The sequence below is a fragment of the Mucilaginibacter sp. P4_D1 genome, from assembly GCF_056401935.1.
On sequence record NZ_JBFUIJ010000025.1, the window covers coordinates 32325 to 52949 of the forward strand.

The 20625-nt window shown below is 43.0% G+C and carries 13 protein-coding genes; 2 read left to right on the plus strand and 11 right to left on the minus strand.

The window, feature by feature from the left end; genetic code table 11:
* Positions 1-3 precede the first annotated feature (3 nt).
* The 4 genes from AC1DV1_RS19560 to AC1DV1_RS19575 all read right to left on the minus strand — a co-directional run bounded on the left by AC1DV1_RS19560 (position 4) and on the right by AC1DV1_RS19575 (position 4022).
* Positions 4-990 carry a PorP/SprF family type IX secretion system membrane protein gene (locus AC1DV1_RS19560; protein ID WP_477362295.1) on the minus strand — a complete coding sequence of 329 codons (987 nt, stop codon included), beginning with the start codon at positions 988-990 and terminating at the stop codon, positions 4-6.
* Positions 987-3518 carry a T9SS type B sorting domain-containing protein gene (locus AC1DV1_RS19565; RefSeq protein ID WP_477362297.1) on the minus strand — a complete coding sequence of 844 codons (2532 nt, stop codon included), beginning with the start codon at positions 3516-3518 and terminating at the stop codon, positions 987-989. Before AC1DV1_RS19565 ends, AC1DV1_RS19560 begins: the two co-directional genes overlap by 4 nt.
* A 181-nt stretch (positions 3519-3699) precedes the next feature.
* Entirely contained in the window at positions 3700-3822 is a 123-nt protein-coding gene (locus AC1DV1_RS19570) for a hypothetical protein (protein ID WP_477362299.1), read from the minus strand.
* Complete coding sequence (locus AC1DV1_RS19575; protein ID WP_477362301.1) at positions 3819-4022, minus strand: hypothetical protein; 204 nt, start codon at positions 4020-4022, stop codon at positions 3819-3821. Before AC1DV1_RS19575 ends, AC1DV1_RS19570 begins: the two co-directional genes overlap by 4 nt.
* Before the next feature lie 278 nt (positions 4023-4300).
* Here AC1DV1_RS19575 and AC1DV1_RS19580 point away from each other — a divergent pair, with 278 nt between their 5' ends.
* Positions 4301-5794, plus strand: a complete 1494-nt coding sequence (locus AC1DV1_RS19580) for a TonB-dependent receptor (RefSeq protein WP_477362303.1) — start codon at positions 4301-4303, stop codon at positions 5792-5794.
* An 81-nt stretch (positions 5795-5875) separates the two neighbouring features.
* On the opposite strand, the gene AC1DV1_RS19585 is transcribed toward AC1DV1_RS19580, so the two are convergent.
* The 5 genes from AC1DV1_RS19585 to AC1DV1_RS19605 all read right to left on the minus strand — a co-directional run bounded on the left by AC1DV1_RS19585 (position 5876) and on the right by AC1DV1_RS19605 (position 15881).
* Positions 5876-7711 carry an alkaline phosphatase gene (locus AC1DV1_RS19585; protein WP_477362306.1) on the minus strand — a complete coding sequence of 612 codons (1836 nt, stop codon included), beginning with the start codon at positions 7709-7711 and terminating at the stop codon, positions 5876-5878.
* A gap of 56 nt (positions 7712-7767) precedes the next feature.
* The gene (locus tag AC1DV1_RS19590) at positions 7768-7998 is read right to left on the minus strand and encodes a RagB/SusD family nutrient uptake outer membrane protein (RefSeq protein ID WP_477362308.1); all 231 of its coding nucleotides are present in this window, start codon (positions 7996-7998) and stop codon (positions 7768-7770) included.
* Between the two features lie 259 nt (positions 7999-8257).
* On the minus strand, positions 8258-8794 hold the full coding sequence (locus tag AC1DV1_RS19595; RefSeq protein ID WP_477362310.1) for a hypothetical protein: 537 nt from the start codon (positions 8792-8794) through the stop codon (positions 8258-8260).
* Position 8795: 1 nt separating this feature from the next.
* On the minus strand, positions 8796-12230 hold the full coding sequence (locus AC1DV1_RS19600; RefSeq protein ID WP_477362312.1) for a DUF6443 domain-containing protein: 3435 nt from the start codon (positions 12228-12230) through the stop codon (positions 8796-8798).
* A gap of 15 nt (positions 12231-12245) precedes the next feature.
* Positions 12246-15881, minus strand: a complete 3636-nt coding sequence (locus AC1DV1_RS19605) for an RHS repeat domain-containing protein (RefSeq protein ID WP_477362314.1) — start codon at positions 15879-15881, stop codon at positions 12246-12248.
* Between the two features lie 206 nt (positions 15882-16087).
* Between AC1DV1_RS19605 and rpiA the strand changes: the two genes are divergently transcribed.
* The gene (gene rpiA, locus AC1DV1_RS19610; protein ID WP_477362316.1) at positions 16088-16774 is read left to right on the plus strand and encodes a ribose 5-phosphate isomerase A; all 687 of its coding nucleotides are present in this window, start codon (positions 16088-16090) and stop codon (positions 16772-16774) included.
* 411 nt (positions 16775-17185) lie between these two features.
* On the opposite strand, the gene AC1DV1_RS19615 is transcribed toward rpiA, so the two are convergent.
* Both AC1DV1_RS19615 and AC1DV1_RS19620 read right to left on the minus strand, forming a co-directional pair.
* Positions 17186-18739, minus strand: a complete 1554-nt coding sequence (locus AC1DV1_RS19615; RefSeq protein ID WP_477362318.1) for an FG-GAP repeat domain-containing protein — start codon at positions 18737-18739, stop codon at positions 17186-17188.
* A gap of 100 nt (positions 18740-18839) precedes the next feature.
* Positions 18840-20615 (minus strand): RagB/SusD family nutrient uptake outer membrane protein, encoded by a 1776-nt coding sequence (locus AC1DV1_RS19620; protein WP_477362320.1) that lies wholly within the window; start codon positions 20613-20615, stop codon positions 18840-18842.
* Between the last annotated feature and the right edge of the window lie 10 nt (positions 20616-20625).

Here is a 20625-nt window from a genome sequence, read left to right on the forward strand (position 1 = left end):
TGCCTAAAAATATCTCGGACTAACCACCCTTGGGCTTTTGCCCGGAAAACTAATGCTCAACGACAATTCATGCGACCCACTTTGCGAACTTGCCAGCCTGCTTGTGGTAAAATCATATGAATAACCAATCCTAAAGTTTTCACTCACATAAAATTGCACCATCGCCGCCACAGCGTCTGTTTTATCAAGGCCGCTTTGCAGGTTACTTTTTTTCCACAGGTTTATCCCGGTGCGGTATGATGCGCCTATCCAAATGGTTTTGTTAAATACTATATAATTGCTTACATCCAGGTTGGTTGGGCCTTTAAAGTCCTCTTTTATCAGCAACGAGGGTTTAATATCCATGCCTTCATTTAACGGCACCATTGCACCGCCGGTTAAGTAAACTGTACGGGCCTGTTTATACTGCTGCAAATGATCAACAGTGTTACCCAAACCCGAAAGCAAGTTAAACACCGATGCGCCAACATATACCGTTGGCGAGTAATAATAAACCCCGAAACGAAAATCGGGCGTAACGTTGCTTTGCGTTCCGGCGGGTATATTGGCATCTCCATCATCAGTAGCGTTAAATTTAGTGCCATCCAGGCGATACTGTATAGCGCCAAAGCCAAGGCCAAAACTCAGCCGTTTTGTATCATCCTCATCAAGCCGTAGCCTATAGGCATAGTTTACATAAACCGATGATGTACTCTCGGGCCCAAGCTTGTCGAAAGTAGCTATCAAGCCTAAGCCCATATTCTGGTTGGTGCTGTTGGTAAGGCCATCAACAGATACTGTGCCTGTTTTAGGCGCGTCGTTAATACCCACCCACTGGATACGGCTGCTTAAGTTAAGGGTCCAGTCCTGTTTATAACCGGCATAGGCCGGGTTTACCGCCAGGCCATTGAACATATATTGGCTAAACTGTATGCTTTGCTGGGCCTGCAATTTTACGGTGAATAAAACCAGGCCTGCTACCAGGATATATAGTTTAAAGCCCTGCATCATTTACTCAGTTTTAAAAACACCCAGCCCTTAACCGGGGTAAATTCACCGGTATGCTCTTTCCGGTTCAATACATAAAAATAAGTAGCCTCGGCCAGGCCGGTGCCGCTCCAATCGTTTTTGTAATTATCAGAACGATAAACCTCGTTACCCCAGCGGTTATACACCGTTAGTTGCGAACCGGGGTAGCTCTCTAATCCAACAATTTTAAAAGTATCGTTTTTGCCATCATTGTTGGGTGTTATTACATTGGGGATCTGCAAATCGGCAGGGATCACCTTCAACACCACTGTATCGGCACAACCATTGGCGTTGGTAAAAACAAAATGATATACGCCAACTTTATCCAGTCCGGTTATTGTAGTTGTATTGCTTGCGGGGGTGGTAATAGTTGCCGGTAACGGATCGCCCGCCGCCTGTGTAAATACACCCGTACCCGTTGCTGCCATGGCAGCCGGAGCGTACTCAAATATAGTTTGATCGGCACCTGCATTTGGGCCCGGCGCAATGTTTACCGTGTTGGTTTTAACATTATTACAACCTACGCCGGAAGGGGAAGCGTCACATTCGCTATTCGGATCGGTAGGCACAGCTGCATCCGGGTTGGTGGCATCCGGGTCTGTTACATCAGCAGGCCTTAATACAGCAGCCTCAACAGTAAGGTTGCCGCTTGTTGCCAACGCTATATTCCCGGTAATGGTAAAAGTGCGTACAGCACCATTTGCTATATCCAGGTTAGCGTGGTATGCGTTTGCCACAACAGCACCGCCTGAGGTTGACGAACTGCCGGTGGTAGCAGCGCTTGTTACTACCAAGCCGCTGATATCATTAGGAAAACTAAAGCTGAAACCGGCACCTGTAACATCATTAGGGCCGTTATTTTTTACCACAACTTTATATATTACCGGCTGGCCCGAACAGGCCGCCACGGCCGTTATACTTTCTACAGAAAGATCGGCTTCCTGCATTACAAAGCTTACCGAAGTTGTTACCGGTTTGCTTTTTATATAACTCCAGGTATCAATGGATTTATTGTTCCCAAAATCGGCATCATTGGTGGCTATACTGGTAGTGGTGCCCCATTTGTGCCCGTTTATAGCACTGCTTAAGCCCGTGAGGTTTTTTATAGGGTTTGATGGTGTGCCTACAATACTGATAGGTGTATCGTCCCAATACAAGGAATCATCGGGAGCAAAAGTGCCGTTTGTGCGCGTAAGTAAAAGGCCGTTAACATTGCGCTCCACATCAAAAAACGGAAAATGGACTTCGCCCGCGGTAGTGGCTATGGTGATATCTACCTGCAATGACAAAGTGCTGTTACCCGCTACTTTGGCGCCAAGGCCATCAAGCCCGTTCCAATATACCTGGTTACCGCCGGTGGTTGCCTGCCCGGTTAATTTACGGTCGATGGCATCGGTATACAAACCGTTATGGTTTATATCAATACCAATTACATAATTACCGTTCCCGGTTATGTTAAAGTTAAAGTTGCCGCCCAACGGATTGGTTCCGGCCTTGCCAATAGTTCCTTCGGCACCAGTGAAAGTAACGTTACTTATTGCCGGCACTACGGGCGTATTTAAAAGCCATGTTGTTGCCGATCCCGGCGTATTGGCTACGGCGGGCATATCGGTAGCCGGGATATTAAAAAATATTTTTTGGGTGATATCGGTTTGGGTATCGGCCACGCGCGGGTCTTGCACGTTAACGTTGGCGCTAAGGCCGTTGATGCTTTTGTACGACGCGTTTCCGTCGTCCCCCCTAAACCCTTTGTTATTTACAAAAAACGTAAAGCCGTTGCCGGCCTGGCCGTTGTTATTTAATATGTATTGATATCCGTCTTTGGTCAGGATGTGGAATATCGCGTTAAAGCCCACGTTAAACGTACCCAATATTCCCGAAAATACCTGGGTATACACCCTGCCATTTATAAAGCCCGAATTTGAAGCATTGCGTACCGATACATCAAAGGCGGTAATATATTCGGCCTGCGGCTGTGTCCAGTTGGCATTGGCAGGTATGGTAGGCGGATTGCCGTTTAATACCGTTCCGGGGTTTTCGGCAACAAAATCAATTTCCCAAACCCCCTCCTGCCCCGCGCCTACCGTTTTTATAAATGGCGTAAAGCCCCCGGTATTAGGCAATGGGCCAGCTACTTCCTGCGCTCGGCTATTGATATTACCTGTGCTGGCATCTGTGCCGCTGGTATAGTTGTTACCGTCGGGCGCGCGCAAGTTAATAGTGCCACCGGCAATACCCTGGGCGCTTGAGCCCACATAAATACTTTCGCCGGGCTTTACGTAAACCTTAACTGTACCTAAAGTGGGGAACGGGAACGAAGTATTGGCAACCGTGCTGCTCGAAAATAGGTATGCACGGTATCCCCCACTGGCGGCCAGCTCTTTACTGCCTTCGGCATATAAACCGGCAACAGGCAAAAAAAACAAAATTACAGCACAAAAAAAGCCCTTTATAATTAGCTTAAGGTATGGATAAGGTATGCCGCAAAAAGTTACTGCGCTGTTAAGCATTGAGGTTTATTTACAAAGCCGTAAGTTATAAAAAGCAGGCGAATTGGGTGCAAAAAATTTACAAGGGGTAGCAAAAAGCAGTTTCGGCCCCGTTAGTAACCTGTATTAAATTTTCTGGTACTCTTTACGATAAACGTGGGGATATTGTTTGCATCATGCCCGATTAGCTTTAAAACAATCCTTATAGTAAAGTAGTTGCCGGATTTGGAGCCAGGTTATAGTTTTTTGCCAGGTGTACCATCCCATACCAGGGTGTGTCACCCGTAGCGGTATACACAGTGTATAAATCCTGTTCAAAAATCATAATTTTCTGAAATGAACAGCTTTTTCAATCTTTTCCGGGAAGCTTCCATCAGCCCATGTAAAATAGTTTTTCCTCAAGCGGCTTACTTCAGACAGCCTTTCGGCAGGGGCCTTATCTAACCAAAATAAAACGTCAAGAGCGTCCTCTTCTTCAACATTTACATGATTGACTACCAAAGCTATTTTCCTGCTATGCTTCATGCGCAATACTTGATTATTAAACTGATGGATGCGTTTATATAACAAAAATACAAAAAAAGCACCGGGTAATCATATCATGATTTTGCATATGAACAAATTCAACATTTGTTAACAATTTATTAAACCTTACGCCAGCGTTGCTATCTAAATCAAAAAACAACAGCGGTTTCTTTGCCTTTTTACTAATACATGATCTTAACTAATTTAAAAAAACGTATTTTTAAGGCGTCTTTTCAGATCATCATATTGGCAACAATAAACTATAATTGAATAAGGGTATGAATGCCATTCACAACAAGGATATAGGGACCAAGCAAAAGGCACTTGCTATTAACCTTGATCCTAAAATATACGGCTCATTTGCCGAAATTGGTGCAGGACAGGATGTTGCGGCTAATTTTTTTAAGGCCGGCGCATCATCTGGCACTATAGCCAAAACCATGTCGGCCTATGATATGGTTTTCTCCGACGCCATTTACGGCGTACAACAATCAAGGCGTTATGTGAGCGAAGCGCGCTTAATATCGATGCTTGACCATGAATACGGGCTGCTGATTGAACGTTTGGCCGTACAACGTGGCGACTCAACTACGTTTTTCGCTTTCTCTGATACGGTATCAGCTTTAAATTACAATAAAACCAACGATGGTCATGGCTGGATGGGCGTGCGTTTTCAGCTAACGCCAAACAGCGCGTTTAACGATGTGGTTATTCACGTAAAACTGCTGGATAACGATACCAACCTGCAGCAGCAGGCTGTGGGCATTTTGGGTGTAAACCTGATGTATGCCTGCTTTTATTACAACGAAATACCACCAGTATTTTTGCTGTCGCTGATGGATAACCTATCGAGAGACAGGATACAGATTGATATGATCCGTTTTGAAGGGCCCGACTTTACCAAGGTTGACAACCGGCTGATGAGCCTGCACCTGGTAAAATATGGTTTTTCTGACGCTGCCGTTTTTGGGCCCGATGGCAAAAATATGCAGCCTACCGAAGCGTTGTATAAAAAACACATTGTGGTTATCCGCGGCCGTTTCCGCCCTATTATTAACGTGCATTTAGATATGCTTAACAATGGCGTTAAACAATTTTTGCAGGAACCCGATGTTGATAAATCAAAGGTAGTTGTAGTTACCGAGCTTACCCTGCAGGCTTTAAAAGAACGAAACGCCGACCTGAATGCCGACATAGATGAAAAAGATTTCCTGGACCGGGTAGATATCCTGTGCTCGCTTGGGCAAACGGTTATGATCAGTAATTTTCATGAGTATTATAAGCTGGTGGCCTACCTTTCAAAAATCACCAGGTTAAAAATTGGCATGGTGCTAGGCTTCCCTAACCTGGAATATATTTTTTCGGAAGAGCATTACAAAGATCTTCCGGGTGGCATCCTTGAATCGTTCGCCACGCTGTTTAGCCGTAAGGTAAAACTGTTTATATACCCTACCCTGCGCGACGGCGTAATATGGAATTGTCTTAAGTTTTATCCGCCACCACATCTTATCGATTTATACCGCTACCTGATTGCCAATAATAAGATTGAAGACATACGGCACTATAACGAGGGCAACCTGCATGTTGATACCGATAAAGTACTCCAACTGATAAAACAAGGCGCTGCCGGCTGGGAAGAGTATGTACCCAACGAGGTAGCCGCCATGATAAAAGACCGCTGCCTGTTTGGTTTCCATTGCGAAGTACCACCGGTTAACGTTGTTGCTGCTACTAATGGAAGCGACACCCAGACGCAAACAGCCACTGTTTAACATTTGCCGAATAATTATCATAAAAAAGCCGCTGCATTATTACATATGCAGCGGCTTTTCTTATTTGTTATAAACAATCTCTTATTTTATCAAAGCCTTCAGCTTATTAAAAATTTCGGTGTTGTTGAAAACGCCTCTAAAATCAAACGAGTGCGGGCCGTAGGCAAATATGGGTACGGGTGTTCCGGTATGGTCATTAGTGCTAAAGTCGCCCAAAACGTATCCTTTGCCGATATTGCCGTCCAGCAGCGTTAAACCGCCTGTTTCATGATCGGCAGTAACAATAACCAGTGTTTCGCCATCTTCGTCGGCAAAGCGCAGGGCATCACCAACCATCCTGTCAAAATCGCTATTTTCGGTAATTACCTGTTTAAGGTTATTGCTGTGGCCGCCGTGATCAATCTGCGATCCTTCGATCATCATAAAAAAACCGTTTGGTGCATTTTTAAAAGTTTGGGTTACTTTTTTAAATGCAAGCGGCAGATAGTTGCCCCGGCCATCCATTTTGGGCCTGGTTACACTATCGTCCATTAATGCCAGGATCTTTGTTGCAGGTGTATTTAAAAAATCGTCAAAATTTCGGATAACGGTATACCCGCGTTGTTTCATTTTGTCAATAGGCGTTTGTCCGTTTACCGGCTGGGTAAAATCTTTATAAGCCGAGCCTAAAAATATATCAACGGGCGATGATACTATTTGATTGGCTATGGCCCCGGAGTGGCTTCGCTCAGCATCATGTGCGTAGAAGGCAGCGGGGGTTGCATCCGTTAGCTCGCAAACTGCAATATCGGCCGTCTTCTTTCCGGCATCGGCGCTATAGTCGGCCAGTGAGCGTAAAGGTTTACCGTCCGGATCAACGCCTATGGCCCGGTCGTTTGTTTTTTGGCCTGATGCAAACGCGGTAGCACCTGCAGCCGAATCGGTGATATAAGCATCAGCCGAATAAGTAACCGAAAAGCCCATGTTAAGCATTTGGAATATATTAAGCTGCCCCCTGTTGGCACTATAGGTAGCATATAATTGCGATAAGCCCATGCCATCGCCTATACATAAAATGATGTTTTTAACCTTTTTAACCTCGCCATCTGATTTATAGCTGGGGTGATAGATAACATAAGGCTCAGGAGCTGTGTATTCAGATTTCTCTTTCCTGTTTAAAAAATTGCCCAGTCCTTCTATATCATCAGTACCTATAACATCAACGCCCAAACGTAACATGGCCAGCCAGCTGCTTTTGGTATCGGGAGTTTCGTAAAAACGAACTTTTTTGCCGGCATTATGAACACTGTCGATACCACCTCTTATTCTTTTAATTTCGTCGGCATTAAATACACCCTTGCCATTCCAATGCACATATTTGCTTAACGGGAAGCTCACCAATCCAATTTTTTTCCATTGCACAGGCGTAAATCCATCTAAATGGTCAACATCAAATGAAATCCAGTCGGGGTAGTTCGGCATAACAACTGGCGGAGGCACGGCTCCCGTCATCACAATAGATAACCTGCCAGGGTGCCCATCATAGGCAAAATATTTTTCTAATGGTTTAAGTTCGCTGATCACCAAGGGCAATATGGCTTTATAATCTTCTTTTATTTCGATAAGCAGCCTCAGGTGTCTTTGCGGATCGCGGTTAAATTTCTCTATTAGCGGATCGATATAAAGGATTTTTAATGAGCGTTTGGCGCTGATCTCCTTTTTATCGTGTGCTACCATCAGTTGGCCGTTCACCGCATAAACATCGGCCTCAATTGATCCAAAACCTTTTTCATAGGCCCTATAAAAGGGAATATTGTTTTTATAATCATTATGCGAGTGCGCATCGGCCACGGTATAAGCCTTAATTTGCGCGTGGGCAGTAATGCGTAAACCCACAAGCAATGCCAACATTGCTGCTGTCCTAATTATTTTTATCATGATGCTGTAAATATAAAAACCAAGCATTGCCCGGTTTTAAAGTTTGTATTATTAAATTACCAACCAGCATTTTGTTTTAGCTGGCCCTGGCTTATCTGGATATCTTTAGGCGGAATAGGCCATACATTATCCCTTGCCGGATCGAAGTTACGCGCTTTCCAAACTACAGAGCCATTAGCGCCATGCAATGGCTTGGCGTAAGTAGCCTGTGCATCACCCCAGCGTGCCAGGTCAAAGTTTCGGTCGCTCCACTCGCCTGCCAGTTCAACACGGCGCTCATGTTTCAAATCGGCAATGGTAGCGCCCGATTTTGGGGATATTAGATAATCAAGCTTTCGATGTTCCTAATTCAATTTAAGATAACTTTTATCTTACAGCACCCTGCCTTACATGCGTACTGTAAGTCAGGAAGCCTGTGGTAGCCTCCCAAAGGCCTTCACAATAGCGGGAACTTAGCATTGCATAACTATCAGCTGCTGGACCTTATAGCGACGAAAGGAAGAGGTCGTTATGGTAGCCGAGGAATACTCTATTCAAAATGGCAAATCATAAAATCACGATGGGCCAATAAACCCTTTGAAATTGTTGACAGCTTCTAACTACTGCAACTGAATCCAAAGGGATCATCTCACCATATTCCTCGTTTTCTAATCGCTGATTGGTTTTCAATAATATTATACCTGATTTATACACTAATTTTCCGTTTCTAAATAAATAAAAATCACTGGCGACCGTTCCTGCATCGCCTTCCGTAACCTTAAATATCCAGCTTTTTTTCATTTGTTGCAATAGCTGCCGGTTTGTAGTTTTAAGACAACTTCGTTTTGGAATAGCTGCGTGCAATTCATTAAAATCATCGGTACCTATTGCAATATATGCAGCCCAATCACCTTTTGAGAAATCGAATTTTGAAAATATGGCTAATTCGTCACCCGGCCTCGCATTTTCTTTTAGATATGCCTTTCTATCGCTGAATATAGGCAAAACAACGCTATAACCGGTTATGTAAGAAAGTACTGTCAATGCTATCACAACCAATAGCAAAACAATTAATATTTTCTTGACCCGACTTTTTGTTTTCATATTAATTTTCTACTTGCTGCTTACTTACACCACCGTGACCTTGTGTCGTTATCACTCGTCCATTATTTGTTTTAAGTAACTCTGAGTTGGTCATAGAACCTGCTTTCCAAAAATCAACCCTTACATTTGATCCAGATACAGTGCCACCTACTTTTTCGGCCATTTGATCCATTGCACTTGATCTTGGCCATCCTGACAAAGCGGTTCTACAAGCCGCAACAAGATCGGCAGTGGAATTACTTGTGAATGCGTCCTTATCGAAAGCCCCGATATCTAATCGTTGCATACCCAACCACTCTTTTATGTCATTAATCCTCCCATGCTCTTGATATGCGATTTCAAGGTTTCCAGGTGCTGCATGGCCTACGTAAGTAAAATTGGAAATTAAATCCTCTTTTCTTGAATCGCCGCCATCTTTATTATTCACATAGTCAACAATAGCATCCTTACTTTCTTCAACTTTAACAGAAATACCTGCCTTCTGAGCTTGTTTTTCATAAGCCGCTATTTGTTTATCAGAATAGCTTGCACTTCCGTCTTTACCTTTATAAAGAAGTATAGTAGCTTTTTCTCCTTTGCCTGCCTTATCAAATTGTTTCTGTAATTTTTTTGCCCTTGAAAGTGCATTATCTAGAAAATGATTTTTGTTTTTATGGTCACCAGGCTGCCCAACTACCACAATTCCTTCCTGACCATCCAAGTCAACTACCAAAATGGGGTCATTAAAAGCATAATTGTAGGGCGTAAAAGCAGTAAATTTCTCCGCTTTAGGGTCAATCGTCGTCCATCTTGCAACTACAGGGTCATAGAACCTTGCGCCATAATCGTATTGCCCTGTCTCAGCCTGTAACTCCTTTTTATTGTAAAGATAATTATTTTTCGGGCTTACCACGCTGCCCCGACTTATCTCCATACCGAAAGGATAATAATCGTCCTGCTGCTTAATGCTTGTGGCTGAATTTTGATCAAAACTCAAGCGAGTGTTGCCAAGGTGGTCCGTCAAGCTATACTCGTACAGGTAGTTGACCCCGTTCTTCAATGCTCGTCCTTCTTCCGTTTGCACAAATATTATCACACCGTTCTCGTATTGGATCCCATCGATATACTCAGTATTAATGGTACCATTGTTCTTCCTTAGTTTTTGTCCGTTAGCGTCGTACGTATACGTCAAGTTAAAGCCTGCAGCTGTTACAGTTCCTGGAAGGTTTAGCAGGTTGTAGATATTGGTTGTTTTACCCGTATGTGCATCAAATTTCACGTTGCCGTTCAAATCGTACGTGTACGTTCCGGTGGTAATCCCGCTCACCGTCTGTAGTTGGTTACCGCTATAGGTGTAGGTATACGCCGGATTTGCCTGCCGAGTTAAATGTTTAATGTTACCATTCAGGTCATAATCTATCGCCTGTTCCGAGTAGCCCTCGTTGGATATGCCCGCTATCAGCCTGTTTTGCTTGTCATAACTATAGGTATACGTTTTGCTTAAGCTGCCCGGCGTTCCCCACAACTGATTGGCTATATTGCCGTTAAACTGCGGTATTGTGCCGTTATTGTATTTAAGCTGCATAGCAAATAAAGGTGCCGAGCTTTGTTGCAACCACCCACGCTCATTATAGGTATAGCCGATATCCTGCAGGTAAGTGGCGCCATTGCTTACACTGTGCAACCTCTTTGTTTTCACCTGCCCCAACTCGTTATATACAGCCTGCGATAATATCGTTGGTGCAGGCAACGCATTTGTGCCGCTGGCAATTGCCTCCTTCGTTTGCAACTTACGGCCCATATGGTCATAGGTATAGCTGATAGAAGTGATTAGTGCTTGCACTCCTGCCACGTAATGGTGACGAATAGATGCAATCAACATGCCTGTAAAATCGTAACTGTCATTCACCTCGTCATAGTTATTATTGTTCAAACCAGCCTCTCCGCCCAGGTAATGCTGTCTGAGCGTCTGTATCTGTCTTCCCCGGGTGTCGTAATAGCTTACCGACCACAGCATGGCACCATAGGTTCCGTCAGGTAGTAAAACCGCTGTTTTACTTGCGGTTAGCAGGCCCACAGGAGCAATAACTGCGCCACTCACTGTTGGCAGATATGGATTGCCGGGAAAAGTGTAATTGTCGTAGTAGTTCAGCTGCAGATAGCGTGTTATATTGGCATGAGGCCAAGCTGTACCGTTATAGCCGGTACCCGTCGCCTGCTGTGTTTCCCATAGCACCGTCTCTCCGTTCATAGTCGTTTGCAGGGCGGCACGGTAGCTTGTGCCTGCAACACTCCCCGGATACTGGTAAATGCCCTGGTATGCTACCCGTCCTTGTCCATCGTACTTGGTAAATGTCCATTCCTGGGTAGACTTAGCCCGCTGTATCCCATCCTGGGTGGCCACAACCTGGTCCAGTTTATTATATATCATGTATTCCCAATCTTTACCCGGTAGCCGCTTTTGTATCGGGCGGTTGCGTTGGTCATACTGGTATTGGTAGCAATAATTATTAAGGATTGCCTGATTAGCGGCGCTGGTGATACCGGCATCGCCGTTGCTCATGGGCGACAGCACAAAGGCCAGGTTACCCAAGTTATCGTATACGTAATATGTGCTCAGCACTTCTACTGTTGTACCAACCAGATTAAACGTGCGCCTCAGCACCATCCGTCCATCCTTGTCTTTGTATTCTTCGGTAGTTCCCGGTTTTCCACTGGTCCAGTTCTCGTCATAGCTAACTGTGACATGCAATTGTCCCGGCTGGTAATAATTCCCCTGCGAATTACCTACTGTAAGTGTGCGGCTCAGATCACTATTGATCGTGGCGTTATATAAGGTAGCTATGAAGCTGTTGGCATTAGTGATAGCGGTTAGATTGTTGGCCGTATACACCATTTTCACGGTATGTCCGCTCGTGCTGCCCGCAACCGGCTGCCATGGAGTTCCCGGTGCGCCCTGCTCGGTTACCCTATTCAACGGCGAAGACTCAAAACTTGTCAGACTATAGGGATTAGGGTTATACACAATGCCATTACTTTGCTGGGTGCCGCTTGTACCGCCGGGGGCCGGATTATAAAAATTGCTAAGTTCCGTGCTAATGGCATTGGTTTTATAGCTACCATCAGATGAGGGCGAAGCATAAGGCTGGTATTTGATTGCCTCTCGTCCAAAGACATCATAAGCTATCGGCTGCACTACATCCTTAAGTCCGGTGCTGCCCTTTATTTGAACAGTTTGCGAAGGCCGGCCAAGGCCATCAATGTACTGAATGGTGGTCATCACCGAATCCTTAAGCGGGGTATACTGATCAAGCAACGCGGCCGTTTTCACATACGATCGGAGTGTTCGGGTACGCACGTAATTTTGCGTAGTTGTTTGTGCCACACTGCCTACAGGTGGCAGTAGCAATGCCATAGGCAATATTGCTTTTATTGCATTTTTTATATATAATTTCATGATTAGTGATTAAGGTTAAGGGCGGTAATTATAATCGTAGCTTTTAAGGATATTACCATATTGGTCCTTTATGTTTTTCAACCGCTGGAAGCTATCATACTCGTAATAAGTGGTCTCGCCTTTTGGGTCGGTGGTGCTGGTCATGCCAACCAACGGGTCATAGGTGTAGGTAGTCATCTGGGCATCAAACGGATAAAGTCGCATGTCATCAAACCACACTTGGGTACCGCCATTCAATGCACCATTGTTATCTACTCTGAGCGTCATCTGGGTTACATCAGCCGGTACTAAAAAGTCCTTTTCAAGATAAGTCCATTTTCCGACGGCGGATGTGGTCGCAAAATCGGCATAGGTAACGTAGCCTGTTTCGCCTGCCCGCTTCATGAGCAGATAGATATCCGCCGTTGGTCCGTTGCTGTATACCCAGCCCGCGTAATGAAATTTTTTCGCTGCCGTGAGCGAGACCGCAAGCCACGTACGGTTCACACTGGTCTTTTCCGAGGTATTGGTGTTGTCTATCCTTCCCGAATACACACCGCTGCGTTTGAAATTGGCATCGTATGCACTAAGGCTACTGTCCCAGGTCCCGGTCTCGTCAAAGCTGCTGAAAAGAATTTCAGTACCCATTGCATTCGAGGCTTTGGCTACAGGGTACTGCCCATTATAGCCCCACTGGTAACCTATATCAGGGCCTGCTACATAACCAAGTGTCAAAATATCCCCTCTATCATTATGAGTTTTGTATTTAATACGGGGTTCTACAGCATATAGTCCATTTTGAATTTCTAAAGATTGTGGTTCTGCCAAACTATAACCCGTCAAATAATAGTTATTTCTTTCTAAATAAGTTTGTGCGCCGTTTGTTGATTTTGTGGTTTCAATTACCGGAGTTATCTGATTTTTACTTATCATCGCCGCATATATCCCGGTTGGATCTTTCCCTAAGCTCACCATTTCTGCCGGATACTTTAAACTTGTACTGATAGTTTGATTTTTGCTATCAGTCGTTTGAATTAACGTTGGTTGAATATGATTTAAATTTCCGTAACTATAATTTTGTTTGGTTGCAGTAGTACCAGAGTTTTCATATAAACTGTCAGTTTCCTGGACTAAAAGCTTAACTCCTGATACAAAGGGGTAATCAAAATAGTTATAATCCTCTCCGACGCTTGCATTACCTACATTGTTGGGCAAAACATTATTACCAGTGTTGCTTTGATCAAAAAATACATCTCCAGTATGAATCATTTGTCTTGATATACCTAATGAGTATGTGGTATCTTTATTAATAATATTATAGGTATATGACCTTTTTTTTGCCAATGAAAAAACACCTCCTATATTCTTAAACTGCTCTTCTTTAATAAGACTTCCGGAACGCCATTCATWCGAAATAAGGGTTGGTTTTGACGTATTTCTACTATCATCGACCTGATCATCCAACTCAAAATCATAGGTATAGGTTGTTTTTTGCAAATCTGAAGCGTTAATTCCAACATATTTGGTAACAGAAGTATAAGCACATAATCCACCTTCGTAATTTGATAAATTATAGACTGGATTTGCGACTATCTCTTTTTTTGTGGTTTTTAAAAACGAGATACCTTGATTTGCTCCTGTATATATGGTAAATCCATAAACATAGTTGCTAAGAAAAGATTTACGGTTGACGATACCTGGAAAAAACGAAAGGTTACCAGCACCATTTTCATTCTGACCATATTTATATACTTCTTGTCCTACCAATGTTCCGTCTGAATTATAGTTTTTTATTGATTTAACTCTAAGCCCACCTACATTTTTCAAAACATTTGTAAGGTTAGATAACTTGTCCCAATGAAGATTCATAAGTACCTCCAGATCAGGATCTTCATTTGCAGCACCTGTAGTAATTAATTGTGCCGTTAGGCGGTAGGTATGTCCCTTTATTAAATTTATAGGAATTGATTGATATGTTTGCTGACCAGGAAAAGTTGTAAATCGCGTATACGACGCAGAGGTTAGGTCCTCAAAAATCGCGGCCGGCTTGTTTTGGTCGTTATATAATGGGACATTTAAAACCAACGACGTAGAGAGATTTGTATCTGCTACAAACGTATTAATTCGAAAAGGGTCATTAGGGATATCATCCAGTTTGGCCGACGCATTGTAAATACGGGTTTCAAAGTTAGCTTGTGGAGTATATATCTTATTACTTTCAAACTCAAAATTTGTATAACCGCCAGTAGGATAATAAATTCTCGTTAAAACATTGGTTTTCATAAAACTCTCATCGGCATCTCGTTTTCCATAAACTACCAAATCATAGTCTCGGCCATCATAATGCTCTATATGTCCACCATCCTCAGCACATAATAGTGTTTGATTTTCTGGATGGCCATTATAGTATCCCCAGTAATCTATGCCACAGTTTTTCCTCGGTGGTAGTAAATTGGTTTCGTCATAAGCCATTCGATATTTATCTATAATCACATTATTGGTGTCTATTTCATTTACCGCTAATAATTTTAATCTATATTTATCTTCCTCATAAGCATATGGATTAAACCCATTACTAGTGCCGGTACTCGTAGTTCCACTATTATAAAAGTAGTCGTGATCCAGCCGGATGGTTTTAATTGTTTTATTATTATTGTTTTTTATTATTACATTTTTCAATATGTAACCAGATTGAAAATCCAGTCTTGCTCCTGACTCCGGAACAAAGCTAATTGTACCGTTAGCGAAAGAGATTTTATTAAGATATTTTATATTTTCATTATTTAAATATGTCGTGTTATCGTTTTTTTGAACACCGTCATTAGGATCAATTACCGTAACGTCGTTAGGAAGTGTTCTTTTGCTAAATGATTTGCCAATAGATGCACTATTATTATAAATTCTATCATCCGGCCTCCCTATTTGAGAGTAAGTAAAGTTTACGGAATCTTTCCCATTGAACGATATAATTTTAGAAATATACCATGCTGTCGTACTACTATAAAACGGAGCCGCCCCGCTTTCCGATTTAGATGTGCTTTTTTCTTTTTCCGTAAAATAATAACTTGTCCCTTGATCGGTCGTTATTTTAAAATAATCACGGTTTATAAAAGAAATTTTCAATTTCGGATCATAAGGTGACATTTTAACATTACCATTTGCTGAGAATATAAAACTACCCGAATACCCGGAAAAATTATAGAAAAACTGATCCGATTCCGCATCTGCTTTTTGTACTACTACACTTTCACAGAATGTGTATTTACTTTGATTTATGTTTACGGCCCTCGTGCTTCCCGTATTAAGAATACCATATGCGTCTTCATCTGGCCGCCCTTTTACCACCCTGCTTATTACACCTCCTGCATTTAAACTCCAACCAGCGCCTATCCACGTAGCGTAGTCGTTTACTTTAATTCCAGCAGCATGGTAATTCAGCGCGATCGGAAGGTTAATATCTTTTTCCTTTATTGTATAAAGTGGAATAGATATATTGGGTATTCCTGAAAATTGACTCACAGGTATTTGCCCATATTTTGTTATTTCAGCAGCTTCCGGGGAGGGTAGGACAATAGTTGGYAGCTTGGCCTGTTGTGAATATGTTAAGGTTGAAGCTAATGTTGTTACCAACAGGGTTAGTACAAGGCTTAGGTTTTTTTTGTTTATTTTCATTGATTCTAATTGTTTGTTTTCATTGATCCTAATTAATTTATATATTATTGTGTTGTAAATCTCGCATCAAGCATTATTTCGAAAACCATTTTTATAGGGATAAAGTAACGTTGAAAATATTAATTTAATATTAAGAATATAATAATACTCTTACAACCAATAAAAATTTATTTTTTTTTATTTTAATACCTGTTTAGCTTACGTTTATGAACGATTTAAAACTTGAGGCGGCAAAAGCAGCCCTAAAATTTATTAAACCACACCAAACCATAGGTTTAGGGGCCGGCAGCACCATTGCTCACCTGGTTACCCTGGCAGCTGCCGATGATGAATTTGCAACATCGGTTACCTTCACGTCGTCATCTTTTAAAACTACTGCTATGCTTGCCAAAAACGGCTTAAGGGTAATGGCACCGGCACTGTTAAACCGCCTTGATATTTATTTTGATGGATGCGACCAGTTTGATAAACAACTGAACGCTCTTAAAAGTGGCGGCGGCATCCACACTACCGAAAAGATCCTGGCATCAATGGCCGATGAGTTTATGCTGATTGGCGATGCGGGAAAATATACTGATAAGCTGGATACCACCTACCCCCTGGTTATTGAAGTTTTGCCCGCCGCGTTGCAAATTGTATTAAAACGTCTGGCAGCCGATTTCCCGGGTGCCAAAATTAATCAGCGCATGAGCAGCCAGAAGGATGGCGCGGTAGTATCAGATAATGGTAATATGCTGGTTGATATATTTTTCGCGGAGCTTTTACCGCTGGATGAGTTAAACATTAAGGTAAAAATGATACCGGGTGTTGTTGAGCATTCTTTATTTTATGGGCTTGCAACAAAAGCTATTATTGCTGGTGAGGATGGGATTAGGGTGATTGAGGCTCTTTAAGAATCGTCCAATCATTGTATATAGGACCAGCAGATAAGTTGTACTAGTACTTAAAAGCCGTCTAATTCGATTTATGAATGTTTTTATACTTCTTATGAAGCACATATTCACGTGTCATTGTGAGTACCCCCGAGCTTAGCTGGAAAAACAGTAATGACGAGTATGTATACCTCAACTCCCTCGCAATGACGGATATTTAATACTGATAGTCAACAACTTACAAACACGTCATTATGAATTATTGATTATCAATATTGTTTTTTAATGTAGAGACGCATTTCTGTTTTTTCCAGCCAAGCTGGTGGTTACTCGCAATGACGGTAGTTTAGAACATTTGTTTAACTATATCCGTTGCACATCATCCCCGTTTTTTAGGTTTTACCTAATGAATACTCGTAATGACTCCTTTTTCTAATTGCAGAGCTTCCTACTTAAAAATTTATTATTGTTTTTTAATATCACAAACGGCGTGCGGGTATTCCAGCCGGGTTTTATACTATCATCGTTAATAAAACCCATTGAAAAGTTACCTAAAATAATATCCGGGCTGCCATCGCCATTATAATCTTTAACATCCATACAAATCCATCGCCCCTGGTTATATATGGGCAGGTTGTGGGGTATAAAATGCATGGGGCTGTCATGTTCAAAATAAGTAAAACCTTCGCCGGGATTTTTCTTCAGATCCGAAAAAAAGGCAATCAGCGCTATATCCAGCCTGCCATCGCCGTTAAAATCGGCGGCTATCGCTTTGGTGGCTCCGTTTACGGGATAAAAATAGGCTTGCTTAAATTTAAAATTGCCCTGGTTAAGGTATATGTAAACGCCGTGGAAGGGCTTCAATATTTTTGAATAGTCGCTGTTATCGCCACTGGTGTATAAAACATCCGGCAGCCCGTCGTTATTAAAATCGACCAGCTGAAAACTGCTTGAGCCGTACATAGGCGGAAACCTCAACACGTTCCTGCTTGCAAAAGCTCCTTTATGGTCATTCAAAAACAGCCACACGCCTTCATCAGCCTGGGCAAATAAACACGCTACATCGGGCCATCCATCGTGGTTAAAATCGCCAATAACGGCGTGTTCGGCGCCGGGCATGGTGCTGATGGAGTGTTTTTCAAACTGGTTGCCGGCCAATTGCTTATACCAGTACAAGCCGCCCAAATTATGGCCAAATCCGCATACCACCCAATCCTGCAAACCGTCTTTATTAATATCGGCTGGTACGGATTGAATGGGCCTTGGCAATTTATCGGCAATCTGTATTTCCCGTTGATAGTTTATGGATTTTAAATCCACCTGTTTTACAAAACCATTGGCTATATCAACAGCATCCATCGAACCGATGAATGTAAAAACACTTTGCCCGATACCCTTATCATCTTTACCAAATTGCACATCAACCGCGGGCGAAGGGTATTTAACGGTTGATAATAGCTTCAGTTGGTTTGACCATTGGAAAATACTGCTATTCATCCTGTCGCTGGTATAAATACGCTGTCCGGCGGTATCAAATGCCACCATGGTAGTTGTTGCCAAAGGCACATCGTGGGCAGGCTTTATTAAACTGAAATTGCCCCAGTCTTTTAACGGGGCAACAGGGCCCCTTGCGGGCATCAATTTCTTTGGTGATGCTTTGGTATAGTAATCAACAATTTTTAACCAATCGTCATAGGATACTGCCGATTTTGCCGACAGGTCGTTTACATATTGGTCATCGGCATACACTTTTATGCCCAAACGCGGGGCCATTGCGGGTAGTACGTGTTTTGTCCAGGTTTCCTGGTCAAGCAGCCGTGGTTCGGGATATTGATGGCAGCTTTTACAATAGGTAACCGACAAGCTTTTTCCATCGGTTGCAACCACCTGCGGTTGGGGGCTATTACAATTAACCGAGACGAAGCAAACAACTGCTGTAAATAAAAATAAGGTTGATGTTAAAATGTAATGTTTGCTAAACCTCATAACTGCCTGCTAAAGTTTGTTGATGAATGTGCCTGTATTTTTACATACAAAAAGAGGCAGCTAATGCCACCTCTTTCTGTTTTATCAAAAATAAACAATATTAGTAACCTGGGTTTTGTTTCAATGCAGAAGAAGATCCGGTTGATTCCAGGTCGATTTGTGCCTGCGGAATTGGATAAACCTCATTTTTACCAACTGTGAAATGTGCGCCGGTAACGTCGGTTATATTTTTGCCATCGTAGCCAAAATAGGTAGCCAATGACTGCTGGGCTGTACCCCACCTAACGATATCAAAAAAGCGATGGCCTTCCATACCTAACTCCAGCTTCCGTTCAAAATAAATGGCTTTTAAGGCCAGGTCTTTACCCGTAAAATAACCGGCAGGGTATTGGTTAACTACATATTTGGCAGCCGGGGTAGTAGTATAGCCGCCCATTGGGTTGGCCGCATCTTTATAAGTATATACTATACTTGCCGGTTTAGCTGCCCTTGCACGTACCAGGTTTACGTATGATAAACCCAAATCGCCGGTGCCTAATTGTGCTTTTGCCTCGGCCGCCATTAACAATACATCGGCAAAGCGGATGATGTTAACCTGGTTTGCATTACCCGGTGCCCAGGTATGGCTATCGCCCAGGGTACCCTTTGTAGCCTGGTAATAAACATTCTTTTTAGGCGAGTACGGGCCAGCTGAACTTTGCTCGCGGATCCAGTTTTGGCCTGGGTGATTGCCCCAATCCAGATACGGAATACCACGGCGGCCAACTGTCCAGTCTAAGCGTGGGTCAAGGTTGCCGGCATCAAGTGTAAAAGCGGCAGTTGATGCAACGCCCTGGTCGTTAACTACAGCATGGCTGTTGTAGTCGTCTAAATAAGGTAAGCCGGTAGCATCGGTACGGAATGAGTTAGCCAGATCTTCGGTAGGCTGAAAAAATCCGCAGCATCCAAAAGGGCTGTTGTACGGGTAGTTCAACATATCGCCGTTATTGGCCTCGCTGATAGTACCGGTACCATCATTTGCTGCCTGCTGAATAGCAAAAACAGTTTCTTTATTGTTTTTGGTTGCTGCGTTAAAGTTATCCTCGTAATTATCCGTTAAACCATAAGCAACACCTGCCGAGTTTGTTCCGCCGGTAATAACCTCGGTAAATGTTTTATCGGCATTGGTATAATCTTTTTGGTACAGGTAGGTTTTAGCCAGGTAAGCGCCCGCTGCCCATTTGTTTACCCTGCCAACCTGTGTCTGCGTTGCAGGTAAGTTTGCGTATGCAAATGCAAAATCGGCAACTATTTTTGGCCATATATCGGCGGTATTAGGTTGCACAAAATTGGTTGTGGTTTCGTCGATATAAGGCACGTTGCCAAACATTTTTTTCAGGTCGAAATAATAATGACCGCGCAAAAACCTGGCCTGGCCAATAATATTTGCTTTATCGGCGGCAGATATGCTTGTAACAGCCGTTACTGCTTTTAACACGTTGTTTGCTCTTGTTACACCTTCATAATCGGCAATCCATTTGGTATTTAAAAAACCGTTACTGGCATCAACCGTAAATGTTGCTATAGAGTTGATGGCAGGCTGATCGATACCGGAACTGCCTTTGTGAGCGTCGCCACCGGCCACGCTGCCGTATATCCAGTTATCGGGTGATGATTCCCAGGGATTACCGCCACCAAAAGCAACGTTGCCGCCTTTTTGGCCGTCAAGCGCCGAATATGCACCAATCAAAAGGCCATCTACACCTGCCGCGGTTGTTATTTGGGCTGTACTTAGCGCACCCAAAGCAGGTTGGTCAAGAGACGACTTTTTGCATGAACTTTGAACTATACCAGCTATAACTAAAGTACAAACTGATAAACGTATGATATTTTTCATAAATCTTTAA

Excerpts from the sequence above, each read along its gene's own strand:
- AC1DV1_RS19560 (WP_477362295.1), bottom strand. The coding sequence starts at position 990 with ATGATGCAGGGCTTTAAACTATATATCCTGGTAGCAGGCCTGGTTTTA.
- AC1DV1_RS19565 (WP_477362297.1), bottom strand. The coding sequence starts at position 3,518 with ATGCTTAACAGCGCAGTAACTTTTTGCGGCATACCTTATCCATACCTT.
- AC1DV1_RS19570 (WP_477362299.1), bottom strand. The coding sequence starts at position 3,822 with ATGATTTTTGAACAGGATTTATACACTGTGTATACCGCTACGGGTGAC.
- AC1DV1_RS19575 (WP_477362301.1), bottom strand. The coding sequence starts at position 4,022 with ATGAAGCATAGCAGGAAAATAGCTTTGGTAGTCAATCATGTAAATGTT.
- AC1DV1_RS19580 (WP_477362303.1), top strand. The coding sequence starts at position 4,301 with ATGAATGCCATTCACAACAAGGATATAGGGACCAAGCAAAAGGCACTT.
- AC1DV1_RS19585 (WP_477362306.1), bottom strand. The coding sequence starts at position 7,711 with ATGATAAAAATAATTAGGACAGCAGCAATGTTGGCATTGCTTGTGGGT.
- AC1DV1_RS19595 (WP_477362310.1), bottom strand. The coding sequence starts at position 8,794 with ATGAAAACAAAAAGTCGGGTCAAGAAAATATTAATTGTTTTGCTATTG.
- AC1DV1_RS19600 (WP_477362312.1), bottom strand. The coding sequence starts at position 12,230 with ATGAAATTATATATAAAAAATGCAATAAAAGCAATATTGCCTATGGCA.
- rpiA (WP_477362316.1), top strand. The coding sequence starts at position 16,088 with ATGAACGATTTAAAACTTGAGGCGGCAAAAGCAGCCCTAAAATTTATT.
- AC1DV1_RS19615 (WP_477362318.1), bottom strand. The coding sequence starts at position 18,739 with ATGAGGTTTAGCAAACATTACATTTTAACATCAACCTTATTTTTATTT.
- AC1DV1_RS19620 (WP_477362320.1), bottom strand. The coding sequence starts at position 20,615 with ATGAAAAATATCATACGTTTATCAGTTTGTACTTTAGTTATAGCTGGT.